Origin of the sequence: Pseudomonas serbica, assembly GCF_028823535.1 — a bacterium.
Lineage (GTDB): Bacteria > Pseudomonadota > Gammaproteobacteria > Pseudomonadales > Pseudomonadaceae > Aquipseudomonas > Aquipseudomonas serbica.
Map to the genome: position 1 here is coordinate 52,902 of NZ_JAQIYM010000018.1, position 14,047 is coordinate 66,948.

The window sequence follows — 14,047 nt, forward strand, 5'->3', positions numbered from 1 at the left end:
GCACTCCGAAAGCCTGGTGGACAGGTACCCAGAGCATTGCAGGAGTCATGCCTGAATATAATTTATATATTTTTCAACAGGTTAATAGACAATCAAAGAAACCTTTACAGCTTTGAAACAGCAAACTGTCGATCCGCTGTTGATGGGCCAACAGTCAAATCACCACGTTGCGCACGAACCGTACCGCCACCGGCCCATCGTTGCGATAGGAGTGAGGCTGGTTGCTGGCAAACATGAAGAACTCGCCGGCACTGATGGTGTGCGGCACATCGCCGACCATCACCGTCAGGCAGCCTTCGAAGACGTAGAACTGTTCGCTCCAGCCGTCGGCATCCGGCTCCGACGGGTAGTGCTCGCCTGGTTCGAGGCGCCATTCCCAGAGTTCGACTTCCCGGGTGGCGTTGGCTTTGGCCAGCAGCACCGCCTTGCTGCCGGGGATGGTACCGGCCCAGGCCAGCTCGTTGATGCGGCTATGGTCGCGCACATCGGGGGCCTGGATCAGGTCGCTGAAGGCCACGTCCAGTGCTTCGGCGACCCGGTCGAGGGTCGTCAGGCTGACATTCTTTTCACCGGCCTCGATGGCCACCAGCATCCGGCGACTGACCCCGGATTTTTCCGCCAACGCGGTCTGGCTCATGTCGGCGGCATGGCGCAACCGACGAATGTTCTGACTGACGTGCTGCAGGACCGAAGCCCGGGGCGAGGAATCTTTGTGCACTATATTGCTCACTCGGTGGTGTTGCGCAGTATACTGCCCAACTTGCGACGCATTGTGCGTCCCCCTCAAACAGTGTGCAAGATCATGACGTCGGCGAACTCCTCCCAGGCTTCCTCCCGTTTCCTGCGGCTCAGCAAGGCCGAGTGCGTGCTGGTGCTGATCACCATGGTCTGGGGCGGCACCTTTTTGCTGGTCCAGCATGCGATGACCGTCAGCGGCCCGATGTTTTTCGTCGGCCTGCGCTTTGCCGCCGCCGCCGCCATCGTCGCCCTGTTCTCCTGGCGCAGCCTGCGCCAATTGACCTTGTTCGAGCTCAAGGCCGGGTCCTTTATCGGCGTGGCGATCATGCTCGGTTACGGCTTGCAGACGGTGGGGTTGCAGACCATTCCCAGCAGCCAGTCGGCCTTCATCACCGCGTTGTACGTGCCCTTCGTGCCGCTGCTGCAATGGCTGGTGCTGGGACGTCGCCCGGGGCTGATGCCAAGCATTGGCATCATGCTGGCCTTTACCGGGTTGATGTTGCTGTCGGGGCCATCCGGTGCGGCATTGAACTTCAGCCCTGGTGAAATCGCCACGTTGATCAGCGCCATTGCCATTGCGGCAGAGATCATCCTGATCAGCAACTTTGCAGGTCAGGTCGATGTGAAACGGGTCACCGTGGTGCAATTGGCCGTAACGTCGCTGCTGTCGTTCCTGATGGTGGTGCCGACCCAGGAACATATTCCGGATTTTTCCTGGCTGCTGCTGTGCAGTGCATTGGGCTTGGGCGCGGCGAGCGCGGCGATCCAGGTGGCGATGAACTGGGCACAGAAGAGTGTTTCGCCGACCCGGGCGACCTTGATTTATGCCGGTGAGCCCGTGTGGGCCGGGATTGTCGGGCGGATCGCCGGGGAGCGGCTGCCGGCCATTGCGTTGCTCGGGGCCGGGTTGATCGTGGCGGCGGTGATTGTCAGTGAGTTGAAGACCAAAGGTAAGGCTGCTGCGGTTGAGGAAGAGTTGGAGCGGGAAACCCAGGGTTGAGCCGCAATATTTGCGACGTTTAATAAACAGCTTTCGCGAGCAGGCTCGCTCCCCCAGTTGGAATGCATTCCCCTGTGGGAGCGAGCCTGCTCGCGAAGGGGCCGGCACAGGCTAAATCCATATCCCTGAAAAAATGTGAAGCAAGACTTTTCCGTCTACCTTGTAGGATTCTGCGACAGCTTGGCGTTTGGCGATCCGGGAGCTGGCACGTATGATGCTTCATAAACTTCCGCAGATTAGAAGCCTATGTCCCTGATAGTTCTACTGCTTCTGCCTTTTTTAGGCAGCTGTCTGGCAGCGGTGCTGCCACACAACGCGCGTAATACCGAATCGCTTCTGGCGGGCCTGGTTGCCTTGATCGGCACTGTCCAGGTCGCCCTCCTGTACCCGCAAATCGCCCATGGCGGTGTGATCCGCGAAGAATTCTTCTGGCTGCCAAGCCTTGGCTTGAACTTCGTCCTGCGCATGGACGGTTTCGCCTGGCTGTTCTCGATGCTGGTGCTGGGCATCGGCACGCTGGTGTCGCTGTATGCCCGCTACTACATGTCACCGGACGATCCGGTGCCGCGGTTCTTCGCGTTTTTCCTGGCGTTCATGGGCGCCATGCTCGGGCTGGTGATCTCCGGCAACCTGATCCAGATGGTATTTTTCTGGGAGCTGACCAGCCTCTTCTCGTTCCTGTTGATCGGCTATTGGCACCACCGCGCCGACGCCCGGCGCGGCGCCTACATGGCGCTGATGGTCACCGGCGCGGGCGGCCTGTGCCTGCTGGCGGGGGTCATGCTGCTTGGCCATGTGGTCGGCAGCTATGACCTGGACAAGGTCCTGGCCGCCGGCGACATGATTCGCGCGCATGCCCTCTACCCCATCCTGCTACCCCTGATCCTGATCGGCGCCCTGAGCAAAAGTGCGCAATTCCCCTTCCACTTCTGGTTGCCCCACGCCATGGCTGCACCGACTCCGGTGTCGGCCTACCTGCACTCGGCGACCATGGTCAAGGCCGGGGTGTTCCTGCTGGCCCGGCTGTGGCCGTCGTTGTCCGGTAGCGAAGAATGGTTCTACATCGTCAGTGGCGCCGGTGCCTGCACCCTGTTGCTCGGTGCCTATTGCGCGATGTTCCAGAACGACCTCAAGGGCCTGCTGGCCTACTCGACCATCAGCCACCTGGGCCTGATCACCCTGCTGCTGGGCCTCAACAGCCCGCTGGCCGCCGTGGCGGCGGTGTTCCACATCTTCAACCATGCCACCTTCAAGGCCTCGCTGTTCATGGCCGCCGGGATCATCGACCACGAAAGCGGCACCCGCGATATTCGCCGGCTCAGTGGCCTGTTCAAGCTGATTCCGTTCACCGCCACCCTGGCCATGGTCGCCAGCGCCTCGATGGCCGGCGTGCCGCTGCTCAACGGTTTCCTGTCCAAGGAGATGTTCTTCGCCGAAACCGTGTTCATCAATGCCACGGCCTGGATTGAAGCCACCCTGCCGATCGTCGCGACCATCGCCGGGACCTTCAGCGTTGCCTACTCCCTGCGTTTTACCGTAGACGTGTTCTTCGGCCCGACCGCCACCGACCTGCCGCACACCCCGCACGAACCGCCGCGCTGGATGCGCGCGCCGGTCGAGTTGCTGGTATTCGCGTGCCTGGTGGTGGGGATCTTCCCGGCGCAAGTGGTCGGCCCGTTGCTCGCTGCCGCTGCGCAGCCGGTCGTGGGCGGTACCCTGCCGGAGTACAGCCTGGCCATCTGGCACGGCTTGAACGCGCCGATGATCATGAGCCTGATCGCCATGTCCGGCGGCATTTTGTTGTATCTCTTGCTGCGCAATCAGCTCAAGCGTGGCCGTTTCCGCTATCCACCGCTGATTGGCCGGTTCAACGGCAAGCGACTGTTCGAACGCCTGCTGGTGATCAAGATGCGCCTGGCCCGGCGTCTGGAGCGACGGGTCAGCACTCGTCGCCTGCAAACCCAATTGTTCCTGATGGTGCTCGCCGCCGTGCTGGCCGGGTTGATTCCGATGCTGCACAGCAGCCTGCAGTGGGGCGATCGGCCCAAGATCCCGGGCTCGATCGTGTTCGTCACCCTCTGGCTGCTGGCGATTGCTTGCGCCCTCGGTGCCGCGTATCAGGCCAAGTACCATCGTCTGGCCGCCCTGACCATGGTCAGCGTCTGCGGCCTGATGACCTGCGTGACCTTCGTCTGGTTCTCGGCACCGGACCTGGCGCTGACGCAACTGGTGGTCGAAGTGGTGACCACGGTGCTGATCCTGCTGGGCCTGCGCTGGCTGCCACGGCGGATAGAAGAGGTTTCGCCGCTGCCGAGCAGCCTGCGCAAGGCGCGCATCCGCCGCATCCGCGACCTGCTGCTGTCGGCCGTGGTCGGCGGCGGCATGGCATTGCTGGCCTATGCGATGCTGACGCGGCAGACACCGAACGACATTTCCTCGTTCTACCTGAGCCGCGCCCTGCCCGAAGGCGGTGGCAGCAACGTGGTCAACGTGATGCTCGTGGACTTCCGCGGCTTCGACACCCTGGGTGAAATCACCGTGCTGGTGGCGGTGGCCCTGACCGTGTTCGCCCTGCTGCGGCGTTTCCGCCCGCCCAAGGAAAGCCTGCAGTTGCCGGCCCAGCAGCGCTTGCTCGCGCCCGACGTGGTCACCGACCTGGTCAATCCGCGCCACGCCAGCGACACCGCGCTCGGCTTCATGATGGTCCCGGCGGTGCTGGTGCGCCTGTTGCTGCCGATTGCGCTGGTGGTCTCGTTCTACCTGTTCATGCGTGGCCACAACCAGCCGGGCGGCGGTTTTGTCGCCGGCCTGGTGATGTCGGTGGCATTCATCCTGCAATACATGGTCGCCGGCACCCAGTGGGTCGAAGCGCAAATGAGCTTGCGACCGCTGCGCTGGATGGGCGTCGGCCTGCTGTTCGCCACCGTCACCGGCCTCTGCGCGATGCTCGTCGGCTATCCGTTCCTGACCACCCACACCTGGCACTTCGAGTTGCCGCTGCTGGGTGACATTCACATCGCCAGCGCCTTGTTCTTCGACGTTGGCGTGTACGCCGTGGTGGTCGGTTCGACGCTGTTGATCCTCACCGCCCTCGCCCACCAATCCGTCCGGGGCCACAAGACCGCGGCCCAGCCCAAACCCGCCGTCATGAAGGAGGCTGTCTGATGGAAGAAGTCATTGCCATCGCCATCGGCGTCCTCGCCGCGTCCGGCGTCTGGCTGATCCTGCGCCCACGGACGTTCCAGGTGGTCATGGGCCTGTGCCTGCTGTCATATGGGGTCAACCTGTTCATCTTCAGCATGGGCAGCCTGTTCATCGGCAAGGAACCGATCATCAAGGACGGCGTGCCCCAGGACCTGCTGCACTACACCGACCCGTTGCCGCAAGCGCTGGTACTGACCGCGATCGTCATCAGCTTCGCCATGACTGCGCTGTTCCTGGTGGTCTTGCTGGCCTCCCGGGGCCTGACCGGCACCGACCATGTGGATGGCCGGGAGCCTAAGGAATGAATCCGTTGTCGCACCTGATCGTCGCGCCCATCCTGCTGCCGCTGCTGACCGCCGCGGTGATGCTGATGCTCGGCGAAAAACATCGCCCGCTCAAGGCGAAAATCAACCTGTTCTCCAGCCTGCTCGGGCTCGGCGTTTCCGTTGTGCTGCTGCAATGGACACAAACCACCGGCATCGCCGGCTCCATCGGCGTGTACCTGCCGGGCAACTGGCAAGTGCCGTTCGGCCTGGTGCTGGTGGTCGATCGCCTGTCGGCGCTGATGCTGGTGCTGACCGGCATCATCGGCGTTTGCGCCCTGCTGTTCGCCATGGCCCGCTGGGACAGCGCCGGTTCGAGCTTCCACGCACTGTTCCAGATCCAGTTGATGGGCTTGTATGGCGCCTTCCTCACGGCGGACCTGTTCAACCTGTTCGTGTTCTTCGAAGTGCTGCTGGCCGCGTCCTACGGCCTGATGCTGCATGGCTCGGGGCGCGCGCGGGTATCGTCGGGGCTGCATTACATCTCGATCAACCTGCTGGCCTCGACCCTGTTCCTGATCGGCGCGGCGCTGATCTACGGCGTCACCGGCACGCTGAACATGGCCGACCTGGCGCTGAAGATCCCGCTGGTGCCCGAGGCCGATCGCGGCCTGCTGCACGCGGGCGCGGGCATCCTGGCGGTGGCGTTCCTGGCCAAGGCCGGGATGTGGCCACTGAATTTCTGGCTGGTGCCGGCGTACTCCTCGGCAAGCGCGCCGGTGGCGGCGATGTTCGCGATCATGACCAAGGTCGGCATCTATACCCTGCTGCGCCTGTGGACCCTGCTGTTTTCCGGTCAGGCCGGTGCCTCGGCGTACTTCGGTGGCGACTGGCTGATCTACGGCGGCATGGCCACCATCGTCTGCGCGGCACTGGCGATCCTCGCGGCACAGCGCCTGGAGCGCATGGCCAGCCTGAGCATCCTGGTGTCGGCGGGGATCCTGCTGTCGGCCATCGGCTTCGCCCAGCCCAACTTGATCGGTGCGGCACTGTTTTATGTGATCAGCTCGACCTTGGCGCTGAGCGCGCTGTTCCTGCTGGCGGAGCTGATCGAACGTTCGCGCTCGGCCAACGAAATACCCCTGGAAGATGAAAACGAGATGCTGCCACGGCCGCTGGAATCGTTGCATCCAGTCAAGGGCATCAACCTCGACGACGACCAGAAAGCCATGGTCGGCCAAGTGATTCCCTGGACCATGGCGTTCCTCGGCCTGAGCTTTATCGCCTGCGCCCTGTTGATCATCGGCATGCCACCGCTCTCCGGGTTCATCGGCAAGCTCAGCCTGCTCAGCGCCCTGCTCAACCCGATGGGGCTGGGCAACGGCACCGAAGCGCCGGTATCGAATGCCGCGTGGGGCTTGCTGGCGTTGCTGATCCTCTCGGGACTGGCATCGCTGGTGGCCTTTTCCCGCGTGGGCATCCAGCGTTTCTGGACCCCTGCAGAACGCCCCTCGCCCGCGCTCCGGCGCCTGGAGTGCGTACCGATTTTCGCCCTGCTGGGCCTGAGCATCCTGCTGACGTTCAAGGCCGAACCGCTATTGCGCTACACACAAGCGGCCGCCAACGCCTTGAACAACCCGCAGCAATATGTGATGGCCGTGCTCGGTACCCGCGCGGTACCAGGCCCACAAGCCAAGGCGGCGTTGTTGGAGGTGCAACCATGAAGCGCCTGTTGCCTGCGCCATGGCTGTCGCTGGTCCTGTGGCTGTTGTGGCTGCTGCTGAACCTGTCGCTCAGCCCCGGCAATTTACTGCTGGGCGCCCTGCTGGGCTATTGCGCACCCTTGATGATGCGCAAGCTGCGCCCGCTACCGATCCGCATCCGCCGGCCCGGGGTGATCCTGCGCCTGTTCCTGCTGGTCGGTCGCGATGTGCTGGTGTCCAACCTGGCGGTCGCCTTTGGCGTGCTCAATGCCGGGCGCCGGCCACCGCGCTCTGCCTTCATCAAGGTGCCACTGGACCTGCGCGACGCCAACGGCCTGGCCGCGCTGTCGATGATCTGCACGGTGGTACCCGGCACGGTCTGGTCGGAACTGGCGCTGGACCGCAGCATCCTGTTGCTGCACGTCTTCGACCTGGATGACGAAGCGCTGTTCATCCAGCACTTCAAGGCGACCTACGAGCGGCCCCTGATGGAGATTTTCGAATGAGCAGTTTGCTGGCGAACGCGATTCTTCTGAGCCTGTTCCTGTTTTGCGTGGCGATGATCCTGACCCTGATCCGCCTGTTCAACGGCCCCTCGGCCCAAGACCGGGTCCTGGCCCTGGATTACCTGTACATCGTGGCGATGCTGATGATGCTGACGTTGGGCATTCGGTACGCCAGCGACACTTACTTCGAGGCAGCGTTGCTGATCGCGCTGTTCGGTTTCGTCGGCTCCTTTGCCCTGGCCAAATTCCTCCTGCGTGGCGAGGTGATCGAATGAGCACGCCATTGTCCCTATGGGTCGAAATTCCCGTGGCCATCCTGCTGGTGCTCGGCAGCCTGTTTGCGTTGGTGGGCGCCATCGGCCTGGTGCGGATGAAGGATTACTTCCAGCGCATGCACCCGCCGGCCCTGGCCTCGACCCTGGGCGCCTGGTGCGTGGCCCTGGCCTCGATCATCTTCTTTTCGGCGCTCAAGTCCGGACCGGTCCTGCATGCCTGGCTGATCCCGATCCTGCTGGCGATCACTGTGCCGGTGACTACATTGCTGTTGGCCCGGGCGGCGTTGTTTCGCAAGCGCATGGCTGGGGATGATGTGCCGGCTGAGGTATCGAGCCGGCGTATGGAAAGTGGGGGCTGATCAAAAGAACGAAAGATCAAAAGATCGTCCGAACGCGGCCCGAACCTTCGGCAGCTCCTGCAGGGGGAACGCGTATCATCAAACAACGAGGTCGAGCGTCAGCTCGCCTCGCTTTGGTTTTGATTTGGCTTTTGATCTTCCTTGCCGCCCTGTCAGGACGCCATCGCTGCGATCTAGGCCCAGGCCACCGCCAACAACCCCGCCCCCAGCAAAACACACAACGGCGAGTAGACCCAGGTATCCAGCTGCGCAAACCCCGAGCCCTTGACCTCCTTGAAAAACCCCACCAGCTCCGAATCGCCAATGGCCCGGGCGAACAGCAACAGCGCAATGGCGCTGATCACCCACTGCAACCCTTTATGATCCACCTGCGGCAGCCACCAGCCAACCCGCAAGCACACCAACAGGGCAATGACCAGCAACGCCGCCGCCACCAGCATCGTCATCCAGCCCCGTGGCTTGAAGGCCGGCTGCAACCGCGCACCACCCTCCACCGGCACCTGTGGCACCACCGCCACGGCGGCCCATTCGCCGCCAAACGCCCAATACACGTGTACCAGAGCGATCACCGCAATTACCGTCGCCAGCCATTGAGCCAACACGAAGGTCATGGTCTGCAATCCTTGAAAGGGATTTGAACAGACTCATCCTAGTTGGCTTTTTTTGCCGTGCACGCACTGATGCCAACGACCCGACCAACGAGATACATGGCCATTTGCAGCCAGTGTCTACAGGGCGGCAGACACCTTGTCCGCGACGTCTTTGGGCAACCAGGCCTTCCAGACTTCGGGATGCGCCTTCATGAACGCTTCGGCGGCCTGACGCGGTGGCGTGTGTTTTTCACTCATCTCGGCCAGCGCCCGGTTCAACGGGTCGATGGGAAAATCGACCTTGGCGAAGAACTCGGCAATCTGCGGGTATTGCTTCTGGAACGGCGTGGACACGCCGATGGACAGCTTCGATGGCAGCGAGCGGGTGGGTTGCGGGTTCGGGTTGTCGGCGTCGGTCAAGGTTTTCCAGGCTTGTGCATCGAAGGGCGGCTCCTCCAGCTGGATCAGCTTGAAGCGACCGAGCAGCGGCGTGGGCGACCAGTAATAGAACAGCACTGGTTTGCCACGGCGAATCGACGAGCTGATCTCCGCATCAAGCGCCGCTCCCGAACCGCTGCGGAAATTCACATAGCTGTCATCGAGACCATAGGCCTTGAGCTTCTGCTTGTTGACCACTTCCGAGGTCCAGCCGATGGGGCTGTTGAGGAAGCGCCCCTTGCTCGGGGCTTCAGGGTCCTTGAACACGTCCTTGTACTTGGGCAGGTCGGTGACACTGCGCAAGTCCGGCGCCATCGCCTTGATGCCCTTGGCCGGGTCGCCCTTGATCACATACTCCGGCACCCACCAGCCTTCGGTGGCGCCCTTGACCGTATCGCCCAGGCTCGCGACCTTGCCTTCGGCTTCTGCCTTGACCCAGACCGGGCTGCGTCCGGCCCACTCCTCGCCAATGACCTGGATGTCATTGTTGGCCAGCGCGGTTTCCAGGGTGATGGTAGTGCCCGGCAAGGTGTCGGTCGGCAGCCCATAACCCTTCTCGACGATGATCCGCAGGATATCGGTGATCAGGCTGCCGCTTTCCCAGTTGAGGTCGGCAAAGTGGATCGGAGCGCTGGCAGCCAGCACCGGAGCGGGTGACGCCAACAATCCGAACGTGGCCACGACAGCGGCCAGCAACTGGCAAATGCCTTTCATGCTTGTGCACCTCGTGCTGTTCACAGCAATGGCAGGATGGCCTGGCAGACGACTGCAAAGCCTCTGAATACTCAGTCAACTGACTGTAGTAGAGGTTCCTGCTTTCGAGGGAAGTGGATCAGTTTCCGGATTTTTCCTGTAGAAGCGCCAGCTCTCGCCTGACCATGCTGGCGTATGCCGCGGGTCGCAACGCGTAGATCTGAGAGGCCACCCAGGTCAGCCAGGCACCCTGCAGAAGAGCTTTGTGTTCAAACAGGCGCAGGGCCTCGGCTCGCGCGCTGGCCTCATGCTGTTGGTGGAAATCGGCGCGGGGCAGGTTCACTACTCACTGGCCTTGAACGTCACCAACTCACCCTTGCGCCATTTGGCGGCCTTGCCGGTCACGGCTTTGAGGGTCTTGGTCAGGCCTTCCTGCAACTGCTGGTGGGCGGCGAACACCGTCACCACGCTGTGGCCTTCCTTGAACAGGATCGCATGGCCATCGGCGGTGGTCACGAAGGCGTAGTCGCCCAGGCCATAGACCGTGTGCTTGATGTCGCGAAACTTGATTTCCAGCTTGCCGCCTTCACGACTGGGCAATACCGACGCGCTGAAATGATCGCCGACCTTGAGCTTGAGCCCCGGCTTATCGTCCACCACCAGCGCGGCCTCGGTGTCGATTTCGGCAATGTAAATGCCTTCGGCACTCTGTTCGGTAAGGTAAACGAAACGTGACTGAAACTGTTTAACCAGCTTTGCGCGCAAATCACCCAGCACAAACAAAGCATGCATATCGAGATTACTTACTGCCAAGGAAACATCCCCACATCTGAAAATGATGCCGCACGCGAAAAAAGCGCACAGCCAAAAAAAGCGGCAATGCCGAGGTGAAGCCAGATAACCCGGGTTGAGATCCTGGATGAGCAGAGCACTCATCCCTCTCGAGGCTTGAGAAGATTACTGGATGCCGCTCACATCGTCTCGCCCGGCATTCGACAAAGGCTGAAGGAAAACGCCCTTGGAACGGCCAGAGAAATACGGACTATCAACTTTAGGGAAAAAACTCTTATAAAAAAGCACTTTTCTGACATATCGCCAGGCGAAAATTGCTTTAGATAACCCTTGTCCACCCACCAATAAGGCTGATTCTAGAGCAGCGATGCTCATCGAGACTACCCATAACGACGTTCATTACGTCGGCAAACCACGAAAAGGACTTCATATGTGCACACTGACACACTTTGCCCACCCCCAGGCATCTTACTCCAACACTCATCCTGTCCTGCACCCTGCGGTGTTGCTTGCTGCCGAAGCCGATGCCGCGCCGCCAAGATTTCAGGTGGTTCTGGCGGGTAACGCTTTCTTTCATATCAAGGAAACTTCCACGGGACACGTAAGAGGTTTCCGCGCCGATCATAACCAGGCCTGCGCCCTCGCCCGCGCACTTGAGTCACGTAGGTGACACTTTCGTTCCGCTTTCCCTTGAAGGTTTCGTCAGGCCGGCGACTTTACTCCGCCGCCGGCTTGCAACTGCTGCCATACTGCCCGACCAATCAAACGCGCCGGCCTGTGGCGGGTGCGTTAAACAACAATATTTTTCATGGGAAGGCTGCAACGTGACGGAATTTGATATCGGCGAGTTTTTCATCAGGGGCGAAGCCAGGGAAATCGACGGCGAATTCCAGGCCGTGATCGTGATGCGCGCCAAACCGCCGCTGAAAACCGTGACCTATCATCAGGTCGAGAAAGATCGCTGGTTCAAATCCTCCGACATCGCAGCCCTCGCCGCCCAGCAATCGGCCCTGGAACTCAAGGCCGCCGTCGATGCTGGCGCCCTTAAAAGCTGACACGCGGATTTGCGGTCTATGCTCACTGCTGCGTTTGAACATCGTTTTCGAACTTACTGAAGCACGGCTGCCTCAGATGTAACGCAGACGCTCTTCAAATCTTTCACTCGACACGACCGATGACCTGCAAGGAGATCAAGATGGAATCACCGACCCACGACTTGAAAGGCTTGTTCGACCAACTCGGCCTGGATTCCAGCCAGAAAGGCATAGACGATTTCATTGCCAGCCATTCCCCCCTGCCCGACGACAAGAAACTCATCGATGCCGAGTTCTGGACCCCGCAACAGGCAGGCTTCCTCAAAGAACAATTGCGTGAAGATGCCGACTGGGCGCGGGTGGTCGACGACCTGAACCTGCGCATGCATCAGGTTCACTAACCTCAGGCACAGTGCAGGCTGCCGATCGATTCGGCGCGTAATTGCGCCAGCCAGGCAGCCTTGCATTCTTCCGCTTCGTTGCGACTGGAATAGGCGGTGCCACGGCGTTCGCCATTGAGCAGCACCACCCAGCAGATGCTCTGCCCCACGGCTCGCAAATTGGCGGGTACCCCGCTGCCGATCATGACCGCGACATCAACTTTATTGTGCATGCTGCGCCTCCAATTCCGTTAGCTGCCTAACTAATAGAGGTATGGTAACGATTCCCCAGGCGCGGAAACAATATCGACTTTGTACAGCTCAGTTACCAAAGTTGTAACAATAGCCGTCCATCATCGAGGGTTTTCCGGCTTGTACCCCAGGCGCAAACCACCCCAATGACGGCCCTTGAGCATGATCGGCACTGATAGGTCGTGCATCAGTTCGCCGGTGTCGCGGGTGTAGGTTTGCAACAGTACTGCCTGCTGATGACTGCCACAGCGGATCCCCGTTCGGTCGGCGAACTTGCGTTTACTGCGGTTGTGCAGGGTATCGCGCTCTACGTCGCCGCTCAGTGGCTGGCTGAACGCCTTGTTATGCGTCGGCACATAGCCTTGCTGGGTGCAGGCGATGGCGAATACCAGGCCTTCGTGGCGTGGCAGCAGCGGTTCCTGGATCGCCGGCAAGACCTGATCGGTGTAACGATCGAAACGCGTGTGGAACTTGGTCGGGTGGGTGTTGGGGATCGCCTGGTACTGGCGGTCGAACAGGTCTTCGAGGCTGATGAGGCCTGCATCGATGTCTGCTTCGAAACGCGCGGCAATCTGGCTCGCGCCTTCCCGGGCCAGGTCGTAGATCCGCTGGTGGTAGTCATCCAGGCCGACTTCGGCGAGGCGCTCGCTGATGGTCTCGGCCTGGCCTTCCATTTGCACCGCTGCCTGGGCCAGGCGCTGGGTCTGTTGGTCGCTGATGGCCAGGTCGCTGCGCATCTGCTCGATGGCGTGAAACAGGCTGTCGAGTTGTTCGCGGTTGGTTTCAGCACCACGGGCGATTTCACCAACCTGGCTTTCCACACTGGCGGCCAGGCGGGCAATGTTTTCCAGGTGCTGGCCCGTCTGTTCGACCTGCTCGACCCCGGTGTCAAGGTCTGCGGATAGCTGGCGGATCTGCTCGACCACTTGCGCGGTGCGTTGCTGGATATCGGCCACCATATCGCCAACTTCTCCGGTAGCGGTCGCCGTGCGCGCGGCAAGCCCTCGCACTTCGTCAGCCACCACCGCAAAACCGCGGCCGTGCTCCCCGGCCCGTGCCGCTTCGATCGCTGCGTTCAAGGCCAGCAAGTTGGTCTGGCTGGCGATGGACTGGATCACCAGCGTGACCCGCTGAATCTCATCGCTGCGCAGGCTCAGGGCCTCGATCAATTCACGGCTGTTGCTCGCGCGCTGGCTGAGCTGGTGCATGCGGGCGATCGACTCGACCAATTCGGTGCGCCCTGCCACACCGCTCTGGTGCGCTTCGCTCGCGGCAGTGAGCGCCTGGCGACTGAGGGTCGAGGTGGCCTGCTCGGTGGCAATCATGACTTCGGCATTGCCGACGATTCGCGCCGCCGCGCCCAGTTGCGATTGCAATTTGTCGGCCAGTTGCTTGACCGAGAAGGCCACGCCAGCGGCTGACAGGGCGTTATGACTGGTGGTGTAGGAAAGTTCGCGGGTAAGTGCCGAGAGCGCGCTGGAGGTATCGGCGGGCACGGCTTCGGGCGTTTCGCGAGAGCGCAGGCGCGGTAGCCAGATGATCAGGACCGCCACAGGCAGGCCCAGGTAGAGCGACCAGCCGCCCAGGGTCATGCCACACAGCAACAGCATCAGGGCGATACTTTGCAGTGTCGGTGTCAGCCAGCGGTTTTTCGGCAAAAGCATTGGTGCAGGCACTGCCGCCACCCGAGATCCGTCTCTCGTCATCTTTGTCACCCCGCCAATATTCTAGTTGTTGTCTTCGCATTAAACGCCAGCATAAGGCCATTATCCATGAGCCTTTAGTAGGGGACGTTGCAGCAGATCAATAGAAACTGGGGG

At 61.3% G+C, this 14,047-nt stretch carries 18 protein-coding genes; 10 read left to right on the forward strand and 8 right to left on the reverse strand.

From position 1 onward, the window contains the following. Positions 1-154 precede the first annotated feature (154 nt). Entirely contained in the window at positions 155-718 is a 564-nt protein-coding gene (locus tag NQL71_RS25715) for a helix-turn-helix domain-containing protein (protein WP_077186061.1), read from the reverse strand. Between NQL71_RS25715 and NQL71_RS25720 the strand changes: the two genes are divergently transcribed. The 7 genes from NQL71_RS25720 to NQL71_RS25750 all read left to right on the forward strand — a co-directional run bounded on the left by NQL71_RS25720 (position 713) and on the right by NQL71_RS25750 (position 8,048). Next, positions 713-1,738 (forward strand): DMT family transporter, encoded by a 1,026-nt coding sequence (locus NQL71_RS25720; RefSeq protein ID WP_274643562.1) that lies wholly within the window; start codon positions 713-715, stop codon positions 1,736-1,738. The genes NQL71_RS25715 and NQL71_RS25720 overlap by 6 nt on opposite strands. A 246-nt stretch (positions 1,739-1,984) precedes the next feature. After that, positions 1,985-4,903 (forward strand): monovalent cation/H+ antiporter subunit A, encoded by a 2,919-nt coding sequence (locus tag NQL71_RS25725; protein ID WP_077186059.1) that lies wholly within the window; start codon positions 1,985-1,987, stop codon positions 4,901-4,903. Then, positions 4,903-5,247, forward strand: coding sequence for a Na+/H+ antiporter subunit C (locus tag NQL71_RS25730; protein WP_007986256.1), 345 nt, complete (start codon positions 4,903-4,905; stop codon positions 5,245-5,247). The genes NQL71_RS25725 and NQL71_RS25730 overlap by 1 nt, the downstream gene beginning before the upstream one ends. Beyond that, entirely contained in the window at positions 5,244-6,929 is a 1,686-nt protein-coding gene (locus NQL71_RS25735; RefSeq protein ID WP_166619276.1) for a monovalent cation/H+ antiporter subunit D, read from the forward strand. Before NQL71_RS25730 ends, NQL71_RS25735 begins: the two co-directional genes overlap by 4 nt. Then, complete coding sequence (locus tag NQL71_RS25740) at positions 6,926-7,414, forward strand: Na+/H+ antiporter subunit E (protein ID WP_046817573.1); 489 nt, start codon at positions 6,926-6,928, stop codon at positions 7,412-7,414. The genes NQL71_RS25735 and NQL71_RS25740 overlap by 4 nt, the downstream gene beginning before the upstream one ends. Then, positions 7,411-7,689, forward strand: a complete 279-nt coding sequence (locus tag NQL71_RS25745; RefSeq protein WP_274643563.1) for a K+/H+ antiporter subunit F — start codon at positions 7,411-7,413, stop codon at positions 7,687-7,689. The genes NQL71_RS25740 and NQL71_RS25745 overlap by 4 nt, the downstream gene beginning before the upstream one ends. Then, the gene (locus NQL71_RS25750) at positions 7,686-8,048 is read left to right on the forward strand and encodes a Na+/H+ antiporter subunit G (RefSeq protein WP_046817575.1); all 363 of its coding nucleotides are present in this window, start codon (positions 7,686-7,688) and stop codon (positions 8,046-8,048) included. Before NQL71_RS25745 ends, NQL71_RS25750 begins: the two co-directional genes overlap by 4 nt. A 173-nt stretch (positions 8,049-8,221) precedes the next feature. Here NQL71_RS25750 and NQL71_RS25755 read toward each other — a convergent pair whose 3' ends face one another. The 5 genes from NQL71_RS25755 to NQL71_RS25775 all read right to left on the reverse strand — a co-directional run bounded on the left by NQL71_RS25755 (position 8,222) and on the right by NQL71_RS25775 (position 10,936). Beyond that, positions 8,222-8,659, reverse strand: coding sequence for a DUF3995 domain-containing protein (locus NQL71_RS25755; RefSeq protein WP_046817576.1), 438 nt, complete (start codon positions 8,657-8,659; stop codon positions 8,222-8,224). 117 nt (positions 8,660-8,776) lie between these two features. Continuing rightward, a complete protein-coding gene (locus tag NQL71_RS25760; protein WP_077186057.1) occupies positions 8,777-9,790 on the reverse strand; it encodes an ABC transporter substrate-binding protein in 1,014 nt (337 codons plus the stop codon). A 118-nt stretch (positions 9,791-9,908) separates the two neighbouring features. Then, the gene (locus NQL71_RS25765; RefSeq protein ID WP_179092186.1) at positions 9,909-10,112 is read right to left on the reverse strand and encodes a hypothetical protein; all 204 of its coding nucleotides are present in this window, start codon (positions 10,110-10,112) and stop codon (positions 9,909-9,911) included. After that, on the reverse strand, positions 10,112-10,582 hold the full coding sequence (locus NQL71_RS25770) for a hypothetical protein (protein WP_077186126.1): 471 nt from the start codon (positions 10,580-10,582) through the stop codon (positions 10,112-10,114). Before NQL71_RS25770 ends, NQL71_RS25765 begins: the two co-directional genes overlap by 1 nt. 144 nt (positions 10,583-10,726) lie before the next feature. Further along, entirely contained in the window at positions 10,727-10,936 is a 210-nt protein-coding gene (locus NQL71_RS25775) for a hypothetical protein (protein ID WP_143512483.1), read from the reverse strand. A gap of 55 nt (positions 10,937-10,991) precedes the next feature. Here NQL71_RS25775 and NQL71_RS25780 point away from each other — a divergent pair, with 55 nt between their 5' ends. From NQL71_RS25780 to NQL71_RS25790, 3 genes are all read left to right on the forward strand, one after another. After that, a complete protein-coding gene (locus tag NQL71_RS25780; protein WP_248687395.1) occupies positions 10,992-11,231 on the forward strand; it encodes a hypothetical protein in 240 nt (79 codons plus the stop codon). 154 nt (positions 11,232-11,385) lie between these two features. After that, positions 11,386-11,616 carry a hypothetical protein gene (locus tag NQL71_RS25785; RefSeq protein ID WP_046817580.1) on the forward strand — a complete coding sequence of 77 codons (231 nt, stop codon included), beginning with the start codon at positions 11,386-11,388 and terminating at the stop codon, positions 11,614-11,616. A 140-nt stretch (positions 11,617-11,756) separates the two neighbouring features. Further along, on the forward strand, positions 11,757-11,996 hold the full coding sequence (locus NQL71_RS25790) for a DUF2789 domain-containing protein (protein WP_046817581.1): 240 nt from the start codon (positions 11,757-11,759) through the stop codon (positions 11,994-11,996). 2 nt (positions 11,997-11,998) lie between these two features. Here NQL71_RS25790 and NQL71_RS25795 read toward each other — a convergent pair whose 3' ends face one another. Both NQL71_RS25795 and NQL71_RS25800 read right to left on the reverse strand, forming a co-directional pair. Then, positions 11,999-12,208 carry a hypothetical protein gene (locus NQL71_RS25795; RefSeq protein WP_046817582.1) on the reverse strand — a complete coding sequence of 70 codons (210 nt, stop codon included), beginning with the start codon at positions 12,206-12,208 and terminating at the stop codon, positions 11,999-12,001. 120 nt (positions 12,209-12,328) lie between these two features. Further along, positions 12,329-13,933 carry a methyl-accepting chemotaxis protein gene (locus tag NQL71_RS25800; RefSeq protein WP_046817583.1) on the reverse strand — a complete coding sequence of 535 codons (1,605 nt, stop codon included), beginning with the start codon at positions 13,931-13,933 and terminating at the stop codon, positions 12,329-12,331. Positions 13,934-14,047 lie beyond the last annotated feature (114 nt).